The organism is Pseudomonas sp. Irchel s3b2 (assembly GCF_900187445.1).
Classification (GTDB): domain Bacteria; phylum Pseudomonadota; class Gammaproteobacteria; order Pseudomonadales; family Pseudomonadaceae; genus Aquipseudomonas.
The window spans coordinates 74,358-91,291 of the sequence record NZ_FYEB01000010.1; the positions used below are offsets into that span (position 1 = coordinate 74,358).

Here is a 16,934-nt window from a genome sequence, read left to right on the forward strand (position 1 = left end):
TCTGCGTGGGAACGATCATCGCCGAAGGTCAGAGACTCACCCCTGCCACTTCCCACCCTCGACAATCACGCTCTCAGGCTTGGTGTCATCGCTCAATTCTTTACGCACATATTGGTCGTACAGTTTGAGCAAAAACTTCTCCTCGCCCAACTTCGCCAGCTCCACATTCACCCAATCACGCAGTTCGATGTTGCCCTTCTTTACCGCTGGCGCTATCGGTGCTTCTGCACCCAGTTTTTCCTCTAGCACGCGGTAGCCCGGGTTCTGTTTGGCCCAGCTGAACAGCACAAGATTGTCCTGCGCATAAGCGTCGCCGCGACCATTGGTCAGGGCTTGCAAAGACTCGGAGTTTTTCTCGAACTTCAGCAGTTTCCAGTCCGGATGGTTCTTGGTCAGCCAGATATCTGCGGTGGTGCCCGTGGTCACGATGGTGGTGCGGGTCGCCAGGTCATCGAGGCTCTTCACCGAACTCGCCTGCGGCACCAACGCTTGCACCGCAACCTTGAGATTCGGGTTGGTGAAGTCCACCGCCTCCTTGCGCTCCGGGGTGACGGTCATGTTGGCCAGGATCAGGTCGACCTTGTCGCTTTGCAGGAATGGAATCCGGCTCGCCGGCTCCACCGCAACGAATTCCACTTTGTTCTCATCGCCCAACAGATCCTTGGCGAATTGGCGACCGATGTCAGTATCAAACCCCACGTAGCGCCCGGCCTCATCGACAAAACCGAACGGCGGTTTGTCGGTGAAGACGCCGACGATCAGCTTGTCCCGGGCTTTGATTTTTTCCAGATAACCGGCCGGTGCGGTGCTGACGCTTGCGACTTTCGGCTTCGTCGGTTCTTCGGTTTTGTTGCAGCCGGCCAGTAGCGCCAGGCCGAACAGCGGGAGTAGCAGCAGAGAAGACTTGGCAGTTTTCATGGCAGTTCCAATTCCTTTGTTTGAGTCGTTTTGGGTAGTGCGGCGACGTAGGAGAACTTCTCCAGGAACTGCTGCGCTCGTGCGGTTTGCGGGTTCGTAAAGAAAATCTCGGGTGGGTTTTGCTCAAGAATGCGCCCGGCATCCATGAACACAATGCGGTCGGCGACGGCGCGGGCGAAGGCCATTTCGTGAGTGACGATCAGCAGCGTCATGCCTTCGCGGGCCAGGCCTTGAATCACCTCGAGCACTTCCTTGACCATCTCCGGATCGAGGGCGGCGGTGACTTCGTCGAAGAGCATGACCTTGGGGTTCATACACAGCGAACGGACGATGGCGATGCGTTGCTGCTGGCCGCCGGAGAGCTGGCGCGGGAAGGCATCGCGCTTGTCCAGCAGACCGACACGCTCAAGCAGCGCTTCAGCCTGAACGCGGGCTTCACGGCGTTCGCGCTTCTGCACCTTGAGCGGGCCTAGCAACAGATTGTCGAGCACACTCATGTGCGGGAACAGGTGGTAACTCTGGAACACCATGCCGATCTGCTGACGCACTTCGCGCCAGTTAGTGCCCTTATTCAGCAACTCGCGCCCGGCAAAATTCAAGCGGCCGCTGTGAGCGATTTCCAGTCCGTTGAGGCAGCGCAGCAAAGTGCTTTTACCACAGCCGCTGGGGCCGAGGATGACGATCACTTCGCCCGGCTTCACCTTCAGATCAATGCCGTCGAGCACCTGTTGCTCGCCGAAAAACTTGTTGAAACCCTTGAACTCGATCAATGCACTCATGCTTGCGTCCAGCGCCGCTCCAGCACACGCGAGGCGGCCGACAGCGGGTAGCAGATGAAAAAGAAAAACAGAAACAGCGCGCCGTAGATCAGCACTGATTCGTAGGTGCGCTCGATGATCTGTTGGCCGACCTTGATCACGTCCACCACGCCGATCAGCACCGCCAGGGAGCTGGTCTTGATGATGCGCGTGTAAACGTTGATGGTCGGCGGCGTCATGCGTTTCAGCGCTTGAGGCAACAACACGTAGCCGTAGAGTTGCGGACCGTCCAAACCGATCGACAACCCCGCCTCACGCTGCCCGCGTGGCAATGAATGCAACGCACCGCGCACCACTTCACCGACTTCGCTGGCGCCCCATAGCGACAACACCAGCACCGCGCACCAGAAACTCGGAATGCTCAGGCCGAAAAAAATCGGCAGGCCGAAGAACAGCAAATACAGCCAGACCAGCACCGGGATTGCCCGGAACAGTTCCAGATAGACCCGCAGAATCGCGTTCAGCCATTTCGAATTCAGGGTGCGCAATACGCCGTAGAGCACGCCGCCCACTGTGCTGATGACGATGCTCAGAAAAGAGATCGACAGGGTTTGCGCAGCGCCCTTGCCCAGTTGTGGCAACGACACCATGAGCAAATCAAGACCCGAACTGGCCATGCTGGAGCCTCCTTTCCAGACGACTGAGCAGCAGCGACAACGGCAAAAACAGCAGCACACAAATCAGCGTCAGCACGGCGAGCATTTCGTAGGTTTTGTAATAGAGCGCGATGTAGCTCTTGGTGGTGTAGAGAATCTCCGGCACCGCCACCGCCGAGACCACGGTGGTTTCCTTGAGCAGGAAAATGAAATTGGCGAACAGCGACGGCAGGCTGAGAATGCCGGCTTGCGGCAGGATCACATAGCGCAGCAATTGCCCGTGGGACAGGCCAATGGAGCGGCCGGACTCGAGTTGCGCTTGGGGCACCGCATCCACGCCGGCGCGCAGGACTTCGGTGAGGTAGGCGCCGCCGAGGAAAGTCATGGTGATGATCGCTGCCGCGAAACCCGAAACTTTGATGCCCAGCGCCGGCAAGGCGAAGTAGACGAAGAACAACTGGATCAGCAGTGGGGTGTTGCGCGCCAGCTCGACGTACAGCCCGACCAGGCGCTGCAAGTAAGGCGTGCGAAACACAAGAATCGTCGCGTTGATCAGCGCCACCAGCAACGAAGTGCCTATGGCGATAAAGCCGACCTGCAGCGTCACGCCCACGGCTTTGAGAAACGCCGGAAGGGTGCTGAGGATAAACGCGTAATCGAAAGTCATTGCACATCCTGTACGCCGCTCGGTAAGCGACGGTGGCGCAGTCCATGGGCAGTGGATAATTACCCGGCAGGCACCGACTTTAAAGGTATAAAAAGAAGAATTTAAATACCGTTAAAGCATATTGATATCACGCAAAAAACTATCTGCGGATTTGCGGCGGCAGTGGAGGACGACTATTTTTCTTTGCGCTGTAGGAAGGCTCCTTTTTTCAAAATACCCCTACAAGGACGAGCAGCTTTTGGCCAGACTCCCCCCAGCCGAACCATCACAAGGAAGAGAAAAATGGCTGACATAAACGTGCCACAGCGGCTGGATCCGCAGGAAATCGTGAAATTGCTGGTGGCGTTGCGCAAGGCGCTGAAGGCCAGGGTGGCCTAAGCCCCAAGCCTCCTGTAGGAGCGAAGCTTGCTCGCGAAGCAGGCGACTCCGTCTGTCTGGGAGGACGCCTTCGCGAGCAAGCTTCGCTCCTACAGAAGCCCGCGATCACGCCGACGCTATCGAAAGCCGTCGGCGTTTGAAACCTTGAAGAGGTTCGTTACTCCATCGATCAGAACGCCGGCAGTACCGCGCCGCTGTATTTCTTGTCGATAAACGCTTTCACTTCCGGGCTGGTCAGAGCCTTGGCCAGTTTCTGGATGGCGACGCTGTCCTTGTTGTCTGGACGAGCCACCAGGAAGTTCACGTAAGGCGAATCGGCACCTTCAATCACTAGCGCATCTTTAGCCGGGTTCAGACCCGCATCCAGCGCGTAGTTGGTGTTGATCATGTCCAGATCGACCTGATCCAGAACACGCGGCAGCATGGCCGATTCAAGTTCCTTGAACTTGAAATTGTGCGGGTTCTTGGCAATGTCTTTCGGGGTGGCCACGGCGTTTTTCGGGTCTTTCAACTCGATCAGGCCGGCCTTCTGCAACAGGATCAGGGCACGGCCGCTGTTGCTGCCTTCGTTCGGGATAGCGATGGTTGCGCCGTCTTTCAGCTCAGCCAGGCTTTTGACTTTCTTCGAGTAGCCGCCAAATGGTTCGACGTGTACGCCGATCACAGTCACCAGGTTAGTGCCTTTGCCTTCGTTGAAGTTTTTCAGATACGGCAGGGTCTGGAAGTAGTTGGCGTCCAGACGCTTCTGGTCGACCTGTACATTCGGCTGAACATAGTCGGTGAAGACTTTGATCTCCAGGTCCACGCCTTCCTTGGCGAGGGTCGGCTTGATCAGTTCAAGAATTTCGGCGTGTGGAACCGGGGTCGCCGCAACCACCAGTTTCTCGCCAGCCTGGGCCAGGCCCGAAGTCAGGGCAGCCGCCAATGCGGTGAACAACAGAACCTTTTTCATGCAGTGTCCTTATCGAAATTCGCGGTCGTCATCGACGACGGCTAAATGTTTATGTGCCAGCGAAGTGCTATCGCTGGCGTGACGCGGACAATACCGGGATTTTTTATTCCCGAACAATATCTTTTATTCACTTTCATATTCCATTTTGTTCATACAGATCTAGCTCGCACACAACCCTGTAGGAGCGAAGCTTGCTTGCGAAGCAGGCGACTCGGTCTGCCTGGGAGGACGCCTTCGCGAGCAAGCTTCGCTCCTACAGAAGGCCGGTGGCTTTGAGCAGTTTTTTCAAGGCATCTTTCTCGGCGGCGGAACCGTTGCCGAGAATTTGTTTGAGTTGCTGCTCGATCTGTAGCAGCGACACAGCCGCCTCCGGCAGATTCAAATGCTCCGGCAAAATCTCGTCGCCGGTACTCACCAGCAGCGCAAAGTGAATGACGTTCTCCAGCTCCCGGGTATTGCCCGGCCAACTGTGTTGCTCCAACAGTTGCTGCGCGGCTTCGCTGATCAATGGCACCGGCAGGTCGAGGCGTTGGCTGTAGATGCCAAGGAAGTATTCAGCCAGCGACAGAATATCGCCCACCCGTTCGCGCAAGGCCGGCAGTTCGAGCTGGCCTTCGCTGAGGTAGTGATAGAGCCGCTCATGGAATTTTCCGGCAGCCACGGCCTGAGCCAGATCGATGCTGGTGGCGGCCACCAGACGTACGTCCACCGGGCTTGGCTGCTGAGCGCCGACGCGGGTGACTTCGTGGTTTTCCAGGGCGGCGAGCAACTTGATCTGGATTGGCAACGGCAAGTCGCCGATCTCGTCCAGATAGAGCGTGCCGCCATTGGCCGAACCAAACCAGCCAGCGCGACTGCTGGCCGAACCGCTGTAGCTGCCTGCGGCATAGCCGAACAATTCAGCATCGGCGTAGATCGGGCTGATCGCGCCGCAATTGACTGACACGAACAATCCACCACGGTCACTGGCGCGATGGATGTGCCGCGCCAACAGTTCTTTACCGCTGCCGGTTTCACCGCGGATCAACACCGAAATCGAACGCGGTGCCAGTTGTTCCAGCTCCTGGCGCAACTGCCGGGAACGCGGGTCGACGAACACCAACGCCTTGGCGCGAATGCTCAGCGGGCTTTTCTCCGCATCGGGAAAGGTCAGCAGCGGCTGACCGAATGTTTCATGCAAGCTCATGGCAGACTCCCGCCCAAAACCGCCGGGGAGACGGGGGCGTTCAATAAAAGAAAAGATTCAAGCGCGGCGCAGGGCGTGCTGCTCCATGCGGTTCTGCAGACGATAGAGGTACGCAAAACCCTGCTCCCAGCGCTGGTGCCCGGACTTCACATTGATGTGCCCGGCACCCGATAAAATCCCCGCCTCGGCGCCCCACTGACGCGCCAGTTCAAGTGCTCGGGGTGCGCTCACGGCGCTATCGTTGTCGGAGCTGACGACCTGGCTCGGGAACGGCAGCAAATGAGTCGGGATCGGTGCGAAGTTGCGCAGGGCCGGCGCGCAAGCCGGGCGCTCGACGTCCGCTGGCGCGACCAGCAACGCGCCGCGCACCTGACGCAAAAATGGCAACGGTGCCGTAGCCGCCCAATGGGCGACGGTGATGCAGCCCAGGCTGTGGGCGATCAGAATCACTGGCGTGTTGTCGGCGGCAATCGCCTCGGCCAGTGCCGCGACCCAGTCCTCACGACGAGGCGTCAGCCAGTCGGCCTGCTCCACCCGCGCACTGTTTGGCAGGCTATTCTGCCAATGGGTTTGCCAATGATCTTCTGGCGATCCTTGCCAGCCCGGCACAATCAGGTAGCGAATTGATTCGTTGCGCATGGGGGAGCTCTCCTGCTGCGTGTCTGTTCCTGATCGAGTATAGGGAGGAGAGTTATATTCGTTAAGGAATAAGAAGATATTTATTAAGATCGATATCGAATATAAAAAACCCACGGCCTGTAGGAGCTGGCTTGCCAGCGAAGACGTCCCTCCAGCCGATAGAAATGTAGCCTGACCCACCGTTTTCGCTGGCAAGCCAGCGCCTACAAAGGTCGTGTTTGTCCGGAATAAAAAAGGGGCCGCACCCTGCCAAGGAGACGGCCCCGGAAACTCAAAATCTGTAGCGCGAACCACATCGCTGGGATGTGATGATTGGCTGAAACGGTTATCTAATAAAGGAATATTTAATTACTTTATTAGGTCAAAATCGCATATACCAATCATTGCGATCTATTCAAGCCACCGCTGCTTGCGTCACAACGTAACGTTCCTTTGGGTCAAATTGATGACCAACGTTTGAGTTTCCGGGCACATCTATCAAACCTGAGCGGCAGGAACCTCCTGCGTCGCCAGGGTGTCCTCACGCACAAACCGGTTCGCCCGCCCGAACGTCCCGAAATCATTGAACCGAACCCCCATCTCGCGCATCACCTTATGCGCCACCGGGACGGTCATCTGACGGATGTAAAACGGCTCTTTCACCACGAAATGATGGATCCCGTGGCTGCTGCCAAAGTTGAAGCAGAACGCCTGCAACGGCCACATCCACCAAGGGTTCAACACCTGAGTCTGCTGGATCACATTGCCCGGTTCCACGTCACCGTAGTAGTGCATGTTCGAGCTGACAAAGTGCAGGCAGAACGTGCGCAACACGTTCGGGCCGATGATCACCACGGCAGCGATGTCGATTACCTGCATCACCGTCAAAGTAGTCGACGACCATTCGATAGACGCACCCGACAGATACGCAATGCCATTGACCGCGTGGAAACCGAGGAACACGTACCACGCCCCCCAATGCACCAGTGCCAATGGCGCATAGACTTTCAGAAAACGCTTGATGATGCTGAACTTGTGCGCCCGGGTCTTGGCCCGCAGCATGCGGATCAACGCCGACATCACGTTGTCGCCGACCATCAGTAACCGCGCGATTCCCCAAGGTTCACCGTTGGTGATCGCCCGCTCTTCCATGTCAGCTTCGGTGCCGGACACCTTGTGGTGGTTGAGGTGCAAATGGCGGCGAATCCAGGGATTGATGGTGCTCGGCCGCGCCAACCAAACCAGGCCCATCATCAGGTTGTGCGGCACCCGCTGTTTGCGGAAATACATGCTATGGATCAGATCATGCTCCAGCTCATGGGTCAGCGAGGCGAAAAACGCGTTGAGCAACAGGCATACCCACCAGGCCATGTACCCGGTGATGTATAGCGCTGCCGAACCGATCATCCCGGCCAACGCGAAGGCAAGAATGCCCGCGCCCAAGGCGTCCTGATGGTTGAGAATCGGGTAGCGCTGACGCAGTTCGACGCCCTTGGCCAATACCACCTCGCGAATATGTGCTGATCGCTGTGCTGCATTCAGTCGCTGGGGACTTGCAGAAGTACCGTCCATGCTTCCATCCTCTGGTTATTGATGTTCGCATCCTGCCTTGCCATGCTTTACAGAGCGGTAGCCGTGAACGCCAACCTGTTGACCGGACGCGCCAACATGACTGAACCGACCTCACTCGCCAGCTGGACCCGCGCCCTGCGCAAGCAGCTCGATGCGCTGGGGCTCGACAGCACCGCCCTGTGCCAACAGGCGGGGCTCGACCCGCAGTTGATGGACGACCCGAACGCCCGTTACCCGTTGTCCGCAACCACACGCCTGTGGCAAATCGCAGTGCAGGTCAGCGGCGATCCGGCGATTGGCTTGCGGGTGTCGCGTTTCGTCAGCCCCACCACCTTTCATGCGCTGGGTTATGCGTTGGTGGCCAGCGGCAGTCTGCGGGAGGTGTTCGAGCGCATCGTGCGTTATCACCAGGTGGTCAGCGATGCACTGGACCTGGAGCTGACCCGCGCCGAGGATCGCTACCGCTTCCGCCTGAAAATCCCCCAGGGCAACCCCGCGCCGGCCTTCGAAGCCATCGACGCCTTTGCGGCGATTTACGTGCGCACCTGCCGCAATCGCCTGGGCCGTGACTACGCGCCGCTGGCGGTTTACCTGCGCCGTCCGGAACCGGCGGACTCGCATCAATGGCACAAAGTGTTCCGCTCACCGGTGTATTTCGCCGCCGACGAAGACCGACTGGAGTTCGCTCTGCAGGACTTCGACAGCCACCTGGACGATGCCAATCCGGAACTGGCCGAGCACAACGAAACCGTGCTCAAACGCACCCTGGCGCAACTCAAACCCCTGACCTGGGAGCGCAAGGTTCGCGACGCCATTGAAGAGCAATTGCCGGAAGGCGAACCGTCGGCCGAATGCATCGCCCATGCACTGCACTTGAGTTTACGCAGCCTGCAACGGCACTTGGCGGACGAGGGTTGTCGATTCGATACGCTGCTCAACGAAAGTCGGGAAAACCTGGCGCTGCTGCACCTGCGTGACCCGCTGTGCTCGTTGGGCGAAATCAGTTATCTGCTGGGTTTCGCCGACACCAGCAGCTTCAGTCGTGCGTTCAAACGCTGGACCGGAATGACGCCGGGGCAATTTCGGGATGGGTTGCGGTGACAGATCCGAGAGGTGTTTTGTATGTTCCGGCCTCTTCGCGGGCAAGCCTCGCTCCTACAGGGTTTTCGGTTGCTCACAAAACTGTGATTCACCCAGAACCACTGTGGGAGCGGTGTTCAAACTCTTAACTGACTGGCATTGGGGCTTACCCGCGATAGCAATTTCTCAAACACCACTGAAACCGCTACCGCCCGCGATCCCGCCGCAACAGCTTGCGCACCCGCTTCACCAGTTCACTGACGGCAAACGGCTTGAGCAGGTAATCATCCTCATGCAATTCCAGCCCGCGCAGGCGATCTTCGATGCCGTCCTTGGTGGTGAGGAGCAATACCGGCGTGTCGCCGAGCTTGCGGATCTGCTGCAGCAACTGCCAGCCGTTGAGCCCCGGCAGCATCACGTCGAGGATGATCAGTTCGTATTCGCCGGACTCGATAAAGCGCCGGCCGTCCATGCCATTGAGCGCTACATCTACCGCGTAACTCGCTTCGCTCAGGCCTTTGGCCAGGAGACTGGCGGTCTCGGGTTCGTCTTCCACTAGCAACACACGCATGGCACACCTCGATTGTCGTCGTCACAGGCTAGGCGCGGTCGCGGATAAAGCCCACCAATACCGTGGCGGCCTAAAAGATCGCAGCCTTCGGCAGCTCAGAGAGGGCTGCGATTTTTTTCAAATCACCGCCAACGCCCGCAACCGCTCGGCATCCAGAATCTCGATCTCGCCATACTTGAGATTCAGAATCCCTTGCCCCTGCAAATCCTTGAGAAGCTGGTTGGTGGTCTGGCGCGACAGCGACAGCATCGACGCCAGTTGCTCCTGAGGCAGTTGCAGAACACGGCGCGGCGCAGCGACTTCGCCATAGCCCTCGGCGATCATCAGCAAGCGATGGGCCAGGCGCGCCGAGGCAGGCATCAGGCTCAGCTGTTCGAGGCTGATGAAGGTCAGGCGCAGTTTGTGGCTCATCAGCAACGCCAGTTGCCGCCAGTACACCGGGTGTTCGTCGAGCAACGCCAGCAGCGTTATTTGCGGGATGTGCAACAGGGTGCACTGGCCAAAGGCGTAGGCATCATGGGTTCGCGGCTGGCCATCGAACAGGCAGATTTCGCCGAACCAGTGCGGCGCTTCCACCAGGCTCAGCAGAGCTTCCTTGCCCTGCTCGCTCACCGCGCCAATGCGCACCGAACCTTCGAGCACTGCATACAGCCCACACGGCGGATCACCGCGTTCGAATAGCAGTTGCCTCGACGGCAGGCGCCGAACCCGGGCAGCAGCCAGCAGACTATTCTGTAAGAGAACAGGTAAATGACTGAACCACTGCCCCGTATCCAGGCGCGAACGCCAAACCTGCATGTCCATGAAAACTCCTGGAGATTGTCGCCTGGCTGACAGAGCAAGAGATGAAACCCGGGGCATGATCAATCACCCTACAGGAGGAATAACAATGAAAAGCCTCGTTGACCATCTCAGTCAATACGCCGCCTATCACCGTGACCCGCGCAATATCGCCAGCCACTTTATCGGTATCCCGCTGATTGTAGTGGCGGTCGCGGTGTTGCTGTCGCGGCCGCAATGGGGCGGAGGCTGGTTTTCGCCAGCGGTGCTGGTCGCGATGGCATCGGCGTGGTTTTACCTGCGCCTGGAGGTGCGTCTTGGGGTGTTGATGACCGTGTTGCTCGGTCTGTGCATTTGGGCGGGTCAGGTTCTCGCGCAGCAAAGTACGCTGGTCTGGCTGGCCAGCGGCATCGGGATGTTTGTGGTGGGGTGGGCGATTCAGTTTGTCGGTCATCATTACGAGGGACGCAAACCGGCGTTTGTCGATGACGTGACGGGGTTGATTGTCGGGCCGTTGTTTGTGGTGGTTGAGTTGGCGTTTTTGCTCGGGATGCGGCATGAGCTGAAAGAGCAGATCGAGGCGCGGGTGGGTGGGGTGCGTTTGCGTCAGAAGAACGCTGCGGTATAGATCGCTTTTTCGAGTAGGCCCCGTTCCCACAGAGAATTTTTTGATCGAACGCACGCTCTGTGGGAATACGGCCCGTGACACAGAACAAGTTTATGCAGCGCAACAGTAACGAAACTGCTTCCGTCAAGACTCCAATATAAAAAAAGTATGAGCCAATGCGAATGTCACTAAGAAAACCAAAGAGACCACACCAAGTAATCGCTCATACAACTTGAAATCCAAAATAAAACCCAAAGCAAAATCATTTTCTGGTGAAGCAGAGCCCATTACTCCATCAACTGAAAAACAACATACCGTAACAGCGACAATTATTGATTCGACAATAAAACTACACGCACAAGCAAACAATACGCAGACCGAAAAAAAAGAAATTGAATTACCCTCGAAATGCAGACTACTCAGAACAAAAAAATAGAACAGAAACACAAGAATAAATGGAATCAAAGGAAGAAAAAACCTTAACGATAAAAATATCTTCGGATGGAGGCTAACCGTCGAAGATACAGAATAATTACTTATCACGCCAACAATCATTTATACGCCTATTTTAGTGAAAGCGCTTGGTGACGCTAAAAAATCTTTAAGCGCTTGCGTAATATTAAACCAGGAATCGCAGTTCGCTCCTCCTGGCCAATTCATGATGTAATATTCGCGATTATAGTTTCTATTACCTTCACGCCGGCCGGGCCTCCAACATAGAAGCTCCAGCTGCCGCACCTGTTAAAATAACAGTTGTAAGACCTGCCGCGACCGCTGCCGGAGTTGTGATTGGACTGGGCACAATCGCAAGGCTGGCAGCAGTAGCTCCCGTTAAAGCAGCCCCCACTGCCAGTATATGAGACACTTGGATTCCATCCCCACTAGCTGCACCTGAAATGAATTGAATTTCTACATCCGATAGAGCTCGCATAACTTACCTCCATATAAATATCAACCACGTAATTACATCTATGACTTGTCAACACTAAGCACAAGGCATTCAAATTAAAGACAACAGCTGGCGATTTTGCGAACCGTATAGTCTTCATTTCGACGAACCCAGTAGACTTTTTCGATTCTTTCTCGCCTAAAAACCTCTTTAATCTCTTTAAACGCATCGATGGCGCAACCGCGAGGGAAATTAAAATCGATAATCCAGGTCTTTCCTCCTTCGTTCCATTCAGAGGGGTGAAGCAAAAAATTCGGATCGTTAATCAGTCGTTCTTCGCTATCATGCGCCAAATGAGCCCACGTCATATAGCCAATTGGTGTCGATTTTTTGTCAAAGAAAAACGCAATTTGTTTATGGTCGATTGCAGGACTAATCCAAAATTTCAATGTGGCAATTTGAAATAACGAATAGCGTCGACACATGGACATGATTGAACAAGCAAAACCAAGAAGCTGCGCTTTGTCCTTCACGCCGGAAGCTATACATTGAGTGGAAAATTCACAACTTTTTATCAAAAAATACACTCCTGATATCGTTATAGAAAGAAAATTTAATATCCGGACACTTTTCACTCACACGCTTGTTAACCTTCCGTTCCATAGCCGATACCTAATGATTACAATCTAACGCTTTCACGCCTCTTGAAAAAACCCTACACATGTAGGGGTACCGGATGGATTAAGCGCAAGGTTGCACGAGCGTTGGTGATTCAGTTTGTCGGTCATCATTACGAGGGACGCAAACCGGCGTTTGTCGATGACGTGACGGGATTGATTGTCGGGCCGTTGTTTGTGGTGGTTGAGTTGGCGTTTTTGCTCGGGATGCGGCATGAGCTGAAAGAGCAGATCGAGGCGCGGGTGGGTGGGGTGCGTTTGCGTCAGAAAAACGCAGCGACGTAAGACGCCATCGCGAGCAGGCTCGCTCCCACAGGGATTTGTGAACGACACAAATCACCGTAGGAGCGAGGCTTGCCCGCGAAGCTTTTAAAGGTTGGCGACTTTCTGCCAGACCTTGGGCTTGAAGAACAACGTCTCACCCTTCGCCAAGCCAACCAGGCTGTCGTGATCCTTCACCACTTCGGCTTCGATCAGCTCGCTCTGCCCTTCGACCTTCAGCGTCACCCGCGTGGTGGCACCCAACGGACGAATATCCCGCACTTCAGCCGCGTGGTGGTCTTCCAGTTCATGCCGCGACAGCGACACTTCGTGTGGACGGAACAGCACGTGCCGGTCTTCACCCAAATGCAGACGGTTCGAATCGCCGAGGAAGTGATAAACGAAATCGCTGGCCGGGTTTTCGTAAACGTCGCCCGGTGAGCCGATCTGCTCGATCACACCCTTGTTCATCACCACGATCCGGTCGGCGACTTCCATCGCTTCTTCCTGGTCGTGGGTCACGAACACCGAGGTCAGGTTGATGTCTTCGTGCAGCCGTGCGAGCCAGCGACGCAGTTCTTTACGGACCTTGGCGTCGAGGGCGCCGAAGGGCTCGTCGAGCAGCAAAACTTTCGGCTCCACCGCCAAGGCACGGGCCAGCGCGATGCGCTGACGCTGGCCGCCGGAGAGTTGTTCCGGGTAGCGATCGGCCAACCAGTCCAACTGCACCATGTTCAGCAGTTCGTGGACTTTCACCGCGATCTGGCTTTCATTCGGACGCTGGTTTTTCGGCTTCATACGCAGGCCGAAAGCAACGTTGTCGAACACCGTCATGTGGCGGAACAGAGCGTAATGCTGGAACACGAAACCGACATTGCGATCCCGCACGTCGTGGCCGGAAACGTCTTCGCCATGGAACACAATGCTGCCCTGATCCGGGGTTTCCAGGCCGGCGATGATTCGCAGCAACGTGGTCTTGCCGCAGCCGGACGGCCCCAGCAGCGCCACCAGCTCGCCGCTTTGAATGTCCAGGCTGATGTTGTCCAGCGCCTTGAACGCGTGGAAGTTCTTGCTGACGTTACGCACTTCGATCGACATGACTTATTCCTCCGCGGCGCTGGCGCGCAGGCGGTTAATACGGTTTTCGCTCCACTGCTTGAGCAGCAGGATGAAGAGCGCCAGGATCAGCAACAGGCTCGCCACGGCGAACGCGGCCACGTGGTTGTATTCGTTGTAGAGGATCTCGACGTGCAGCGGCAGGGTGTTGGTCACCCCGCGAATGTGCCCGGAAACCACCGACACCGCACCGAACTCACCCATGGCCCGGGCCGTACACAGCACCACGCCATAGATCAGGCCCCATTTGATATTGGGAACGGTGACGTGCCAGAACATCTGCCAGCCATTAGCGCCGAGCAGGCGCGCGGCCTCTTCTTCCTGAGTGCCTTGTTCCTGCATCAGCGGGATCAGCTCACGGGCCACGAACGGCACGGTAACGAAAATCGTCGCCAGCACGATGCCCGGCAAGGCGAAGACGATCTGGATGTCGTGGTCCTGCAACCACGGGCCGAACAACCCCTGGGCGCCGAACATCAACACGTAGACCAGGCCTGCGATCACCGGCGACACCGAGAACGGCAGGTCGATCAGGGTTACCAGCATGCTCTTGCCGCGGAACGAGTATTTACTCACGCACCACGCCGCGCTGACACCGAACACCAGGTTCAACGGTACCGAAATCAGCACGGCGATCACGGTGAGTTTCAACGCCGACAAGGCGTCTGGCTCGAAGATCGCGGTGAAGAATGCACCCAGGCCCAGCTTCAGGCCCTGGGACACCACGATGAACAACGGCAATAACAAAAACAGCGCGAAGATCAGCCCGCCGAGGCCGATCAAGACTCGCCGCGACGTGGCACTGCCACGGCGGGCGGCGTTCGAGGAGGCAGCTGCAATAGACGATTGGGACATTTTTGCGCCTCCTTATGGGGTTTCGATGCGCCGCTGCAGCAAGTTGATCAGCAGCAACAGGACAAAGGAAACCACCAGCATCAGTACACCAATGGAGGTGGCGCCGGTGTAATCGTACTGGTCGAGTTTGACCATGATCAGCAGCGGCAGAATTTCGGTTTTCATCGGCATGTTGCCGGCGATGAAAATCACCGAACCGTACTCGCCGACCCCGCGGGCAAAGGCCAGAGCAAAACCGGTCAGCCAGGCTGGCAACAGCGCGGGCACCAGAATATGGCGAAAAACCTGTAACGGTTTCGCCCCTAGGCAAGCCGCCGCCTCCTCCACTTCACGCGGAATATCGGCCAATACCGGCTGTACCGTACGTACCACGAATGGAAGCGTCACAAAAGTCAGCGCCAGCGTGATGCCAAGGGGGGTGTAGGCGATCTTGAAACCCAGGTCCGCCGCGAACTGACCCACCAGACCAGTAGGGGTATACAGCGCGGTCAGCGCGATACCGGCCACCGCGGTGGGCAAAGCAAAGGGCAGGTCGATCATCGCGTCGATGACTTTGCGTCCCGGGAACGTGTAGCGCACCAGCACCCAGGCCAGCAGCGTGCCGATGATGCCGTTGATGATCGCAGCATAAAGCGCGGTGCCGAAGCTCAACTTCAGTGCCGCCAGCACCCGTGGCGCCGAGATGATGGCCCAGAACTGGTCCCAGGTAAGTTGAGCGGCATGCACGAACATCGCCGCCAGTGGAATGAGCACAATCAGGCTGAGGTACACCAAGGTGTAGCCCAGCGTCAGCCCGAAGCCGGGTATGACGGGGGAGATACGACGCGACATAAAAGTCCTTGGTTGAAAACGCGCTAAGCCCCGACGGTGAAATCGGAGCCTGTTGGCTAATGCCCGTCAGTTAAGATGCGAAACCTGTGGGATCGCCGCACCGCCGCTCCCACATGGATTGCACTTAACTGACCAGTATTTTCAGATTACTGCGCCTGATAAATCTGGTCGAACACGCCGCCGTCATTGAAGAATTTCGGTTGCGCGGTTTTCCAGCCGCCGAAGTCCTTGTCGATGGTCACCAGCTCCAGAGCCGGGAACTGCTTGGCGTACTTGGCGGCTACATCCTTGTCCCGTGGACGATAGAAGTTTTTCGCCGCGATTTCCTGGCCGGCCGAGCTGTACAAGTGCTTGAGGTAGGCTTCGGCGATTTCGGTGTTGCCCTTTTTCTCGGCGTTTTTGTCGACCACGGCCACCGGAGGTTCGGCAAGGATCGACAGCGAAGGCACGACGATGTCGAACTTGTCGGCACCGCCTTCTTCTTTCAAGGCCAGGAAGGCTTCGTTTTCCCAGGCCAGCAGCACATCGCCCTGACCGTTGTTGACGAAGGTAATGGTCGAGCCGCGTGCACCGGTGTCCAGCACAGGCACATGCTTGAACAGGGTCTGCACATACTCTTTGGCCTTGGCTTCGTTACCGCCATTGGCTTTCAGGCCATAGGCCCAGGCCGCGAGGAAGTTCCAGCGTGCGCCGCCGGAGGTTTTCGGGTTCGGGGTGATGACTTCCACGCCGTTTTTGGTCAGGTCGCCCCAATCCTTGATGCCTTTCGGGTTGCCTTTGCGCACCAGGAACACGATGGTCGAGGTGTAAGGCGTGCTCGCTTCCGGAAAACGCTTCTGCCAATCGACCGGCAGGCTCTTGCCGAGCTTGGCGATTTCATCAATGTCACCGGCCAGGGCCAGGGTCACCACGTCGGCCCGCAGACCATCGATCACTGCCCGGCCCTGCTTGCCCGAACCACCGTGGGACTGTTGGATTTTTACGCTGTCGCCAGCATGGTCTTTCTTCCAGAAATTGATGAACTCGGCGTTGTAGTCCTGATACAGCTCACGGGTCGGGTCATACGACACGTTGAGCAATTCGTAATCCTTGGCAACCGCGGAACCAGCAAAAAGGGCACTGGCCAGGGCGGCCAAAGCAAAATGGCGAATCGACGACATGGTGAAAGCTCCTGGAATTCTTGGTGTGGTGGCTTTTTTTATGGTCTGGAACGGGTTGCCTGTTCGAAGATCGCAGCCTTCGAAAGCGCCTACATCAGCCTCCCGTAGGAGCTGCCGAAGGCTGCGATCTTTTGATCTTGCTTCAACTCGGCTTGTTGCCCGGCTGCTGCAAACGGAATTTCTCTTTGCGTTCGATCTGGACCACCTGGGCGTTGTGCACGGTGATTTCCACCGCGCCAAAGCGCAAATCGCGCAAGGCGCTCTGGATCTCACGCAAAATGGTGGCTTCGTCCTGCCCGTCAACACTACGTAGGGATGCGCTCATGGTGCTGCTCCTTTAATGAGATATGCCTGGCAGTGGCGAGCACTGCTTACGGCGTAGGGCAATAGTAGATAGGCGCT

The 16,934-nt window shown here is 56.8% G+C and carries 18 protein-coding genes and 1 pseudogene; 3 read left to right on the forward strand and 16 right to left on the reverse strand.

Annotated features, from left to right (window positions below):
- Window positions 1-36 precede the first annotated feature (36 nt).
- The 8 genes from CKW20_RS19955 to CKW20_RS19990 form a co-directional block, all read right to left on the reverse strand.
- On the reverse strand, window positions 37-918 hold the full coding sequence (locus CKW20_RS19955) for a transporter substrate-binding domain-containing protein (RefSeq protein ID WP_095054454.1): 882 nt from the start codon (window positions 916-918) through the stop codon (window positions 37-39).
- Window positions 915-1,697, reverse strand: a complete 783-nt coding sequence (locus CKW20_RS19960) for an amino acid ABC transporter ATP-binding protein (protein WP_095054455.1) — start codon at window positions 1,695-1,697, stop codon at window positions 915-917. The genes CKW20_RS19955 and CKW20_RS19960 overlap by 4 nt, the downstream gene beginning before the upstream one ends.
- Window positions 1,694-2,353, reverse strand: a complete 660-nt coding sequence (locus tag CKW20_RS19965) for an amino acid ABC transporter permease (protein WP_095054456.1) — start codon at window positions 2,351-2,353, stop codon at window positions 1,694-1,696. Before CKW20_RS19965 ends, CKW20_RS19960 begins: the two co-directional genes overlap by 4 nt.
- A complete protein-coding gene (locus CKW20_RS19970) occupies window positions 2,334-2,999 on the reverse strand; it encodes an amino acid ABC transporter permease (RefSeq protein WP_007941049.1) in 666 nt (221 codons plus the stop codon). The genes CKW20_RS19965 and CKW20_RS19970 overlap by 20 nt, the downstream gene beginning before the upstream one ends.
- Before the next feature lie 547 nt (window positions 3,000-3,546).
- Entirely contained in the window at window positions 3,547-4,329 is a 783-nt protein-coding gene (locus tag CKW20_RS19975; protein ID WP_095054457.1) for a MetQ/NlpA family ABC transporter substrate-binding protein, read from the reverse strand.
- Between the two features lie 253 nt (window positions 4,330-4,582).
- Window positions 4,583-5,515, reverse strand: a complete 933-nt coding sequence (locus tag CKW20_RS19980; protein ID WP_095054458.1) for a sigma 54-interacting transcriptional regulator — start codon at window positions 5,513-5,515, stop codon at window positions 4,583-4,585.
- A gap of 57 nt (window positions 5,516-5,572) precedes the next feature.
- The gene (locus CKW20_RS19985; RefSeq protein WP_095054459.1) at window positions 5,573-6,154 is read right to left on the reverse strand and encodes an alpha/beta hydrolase; all 582 of its coding nucleotides are present in this window, start codon (window positions 6,152-6,154) and stop codon (window positions 5,573-5,575) included.
- A 477-nt stretch (window positions 6,155-6,631) separates the two neighbouring features.
- Window positions 6,632-7,705, reverse strand: a complete 1,074-nt coding sequence (locus tag CKW20_RS19990; protein ID WP_095054460.1) for a fatty acid desaturase — start codon at window positions 7,703-7,705, stop codon at window positions 6,632-6,634.
- A 96-nt stretch (window positions 7,706-7,801) separates the two neighbouring features.
- On the opposite strand from CKW20_RS19990, the gene CKW20_RS19995 reads away from it, so the two are divergent.
- Entirely contained in the window at window positions 7,802-8,806 is a 1,005-nt protein-coding gene (locus CKW20_RS19995) for an AraC family transcriptional regulator (RefSeq protein WP_095054545.1), read from the forward strand.
- A gap of 184 nt (window positions 8,807-8,990) precedes the next feature.
- Here the strand turns inward: CKW20_RS19995 and CKW20_RS20000 are convergent, their stop codons facing one another.
- Entirely contained in the window at window positions 8,991-9,356 is a 366-nt protein-coding gene (locus CKW20_RS20000) for a response regulator (RefSeq protein ID WP_030131593.1), read from the reverse strand.
- Window positions 9,357-9,473: 117 nt separating this feature from the next.
- Window positions 9,474-10,160 carry a Crp/Fnr family transcriptional regulator gene (locus tag CKW20_RS20005; protein ID WP_095054461.1) on the reverse strand — a complete coding sequence of 229 codons (687 nt, stop codon included), beginning with the start codon at window positions 10,158-10,160 and terminating at the stop codon, window positions 9,474-9,476.
- Between the two features lie 85 nt (window positions 10,161-10,245).
- On the opposite strand from CKW20_RS20005, the gene CKW20_RS20010 reads away from it, so the two are divergent.
- The gene (locus CKW20_RS20010; RefSeq protein WP_095054462.1) at window positions 10,246-10,764 is read left to right on the forward strand and encodes a DUF962 domain-containing protein; all 519 of its coding nucleotides are present in this window, start codon (window positions 10,246-10,248) and stop codon (window positions 10,762-10,764) included.
- 984 nt (window positions 10,765-11,748) lie between these two features.
- Here CKW20_RS20010 and CKW20_RS20015 read toward each other — a convergent pair.
- Window positions 11,749-12,219, reverse strand: a complete 471-nt coding sequence (locus CKW20_RS20015; RefSeq protein WP_141228968.1) for a toxin-activating lysine-acyltransferase — start codon at window positions 12,217-12,219, stop codon at window positions 11,749-11,751.
- Window positions 12,220-12,399: 180 nt separating this feature from the next.
- Here CKW20_RS20015 and CKW20_RS20020 point away from each other — a divergent pair.
- Window positions 12,400-12,594 (forward strand): annotated as a pseudogene (locus tag CKW20_RS20020) (hypothetical protein); the annotation flags it as partial.
- Between the two features lie 84 nt (window positions 12,595-12,678).
- Here CKW20_RS20020 and CKW20_RS20025 read toward each other — a convergent pair.
- The 5 genes from CKW20_RS20025 to oscA all read right to left on the reverse strand — a co-directional run bounded on the left by CKW20_RS20025 (window position 12,679) and on the right by oscA (window position 16,857).
- Complete coding sequence (locus tag CKW20_RS20025; protein WP_050682815.1) at window positions 12,679-13,668, reverse strand: sulfate/molybdate ABC transporter ATP-binding protein; 990 nt, start codon at window positions 13,666-13,668, stop codon at window positions 12,679-12,681.
- A gap of 3 nt (window positions 13,669-13,671) precedes the next feature.
- A complete protein-coding gene (gene cysW, locus CKW20_RS20030; RefSeq protein ID WP_095054464.1) occupies window positions 13,672-14,541 on the reverse strand; it encodes a sulfate ABC transporter permease subunit CysW in 870 nt (289 codons plus the stop codon).
- A 12-nt stretch (window positions 14,542-14,553) separates the two neighbouring features.
- On the reverse strand, window positions 14,554-15,372 hold the full coding sequence (cysT, locus tag CKW20_RS20035) for a sulfate ABC transporter permease subunit CysT (RefSeq protein WP_033058556.1): 819 nt from the start codon (window positions 15,370-15,372) through the stop codon (window positions 14,554-14,556).
- Window positions 15,373-15,518: 146 nt separating this feature from the next.
- Window positions 15,519-16,532, reverse strand: coding sequence for a sulfate ABC transporter substrate-binding protein (locus CKW20_RS20040; protein ID WP_095054465.1), 1,014 nt, complete (start codon window positions 16,530-16,532; stop codon window positions 15,519-15,521).
- A 142-nt stretch (window positions 16,533-16,674) separates the two neighbouring features.
- The gene (gene oscA, locus CKW20_RS20045) at window positions 16,675-16,857 is read right to left on the reverse strand and encodes a sulfur starvation response protein OscA (protein ID WP_022643503.1); all 183 of its coding nucleotides are present in this window, start codon (window positions 16,855-16,857) and stop codon (window positions 16,675-16,677) included.
- Window positions 16,858-16,934 lie beyond the last annotated feature (77 nt).

What these genes read in the sequence shown, in the direction of transcription:
- CKW20_RS19955 (WP_095054454.1), bottom strand. Translation starts at nt 918, where the DNA reads ATGAAAACTGCCAAGTCTTCTCTGCTGCTACTCCCGCTGTTCGGCCTG.
- CKW20_RS19960 (WP_095054455.1), bottom strand. Translation starts at nt 1,697, where the DNA reads ATGAGTGCATTGATCGAGTTCAAGGGTTTCAACAAGTTTTTCGGCGAG.
- CKW20_RS19965 (WP_095054456.1), bottom strand. Translation starts at nt 2,353, where the DNA reads ATGGCCAGTTCGGGTCTTGATTTGCTCATGGTGTCGTTGCCACAACTG.
- CKW20_RS19970 (WP_007941049.1), bottom strand. Translation starts at nt 2,999, where the DNA reads ATGACTTTCGATTACGCGTTTATCCTCAGCACCCTTCCGGCGTTTCTC.
- CKW20_RS19975 (WP_095054457.1), bottom strand. Translation starts at nt 4,329, where the DNA reads ATGAAAAAGGTTCTGTTGTTCACCGCATTGGCGGCTGCCCTGACTTCG.
- CKW20_RS19980 (WP_095054458.1), bottom strand. Translation starts at nt 5,515, where the DNA reads ATGAGCTTGCATGAAACATTCGGTCAGCCGCTGCTGACCTTTCCCGAT.
- CKW20_RS19985 (WP_095054459.1), bottom strand. Translation starts at nt 6,154, where the DNA reads ATGCGCAACGAATCAATTCGCTACCTGATTGTGCCGGGCTGGCAAGGA.
- CKW20_RS19990 (WP_095054460.1), bottom strand. Translation starts at nt 7,705, where the DNA reads ATGGACGGTACTTCTGCAAGTCCCCAGCGACTGAATGCAGCACAGCGA.
- CKW20_RS19995 (WP_095054545.1), top strand. Translation starts at nt 7,802, where the DNA reads ATGACTGAACCGACCTCACTCGCCAGCTGGACCCGCGCCCTGCGCAAG.
- CKW20_RS20000 (WP_030131593.1), bottom strand. Translation starts at nt 9,356, where the DNA reads ATGCGTGTGTTGCTAGTGGAAGACGAACCCGAGACCGCCAGTCTCCTG.
- CKW20_RS20005 (WP_095054461.1), bottom strand. Translation starts at nt 10,160, where the DNA reads ATGGACATGCAGGTTTGGCGTTCGCGCCTGGATACGGGGCAGTGGTTC.
- CKW20_RS20010 (WP_095054462.1), top strand. Translation starts at nt 10,246, where the DNA reads ATGAAAAGCCTCGTTGACCATCTCAGTCAATACGCCGCCTATCACCGT.
- CKW20_RS20025 (WP_050682815.1), bottom strand. Translation starts at nt 13,668, where the DNA reads ATGTCGATCGAAGTGCGTAACGTCAGCAAGAACTTCCACGCGTTCAAG.
- cysW (WP_095054464.1), bottom strand. Translation starts at nt 14,541, where the DNA reads ATGTCCCAATCGTCTATTGCAGCTGCCTCCTCGAACGCCGCCCGCCGT.
- cysT (WP_033058556.1), bottom strand. Translation starts at nt 15,372, where the DNA reads ATGTCGCGTCGTATCTCCCCCGTCATACCCGGCTTCGGGCTGACGCTG.
- CKW20_RS20040 (WP_095054465.1), bottom strand. Translation starts at nt 16,532, where the DNA reads ATGTCGTCGATTCGCCATTTTGCTTTGGCCGCCCTGGCCAGTGCCCTT.
- oscA (WP_022643503.1), bottom strand. Translation starts at nt 16,857, where the DNA reads ATGAGCGCATCCCTACGTAGTGTTGACGGGCAGGACGAAGCCACCATT.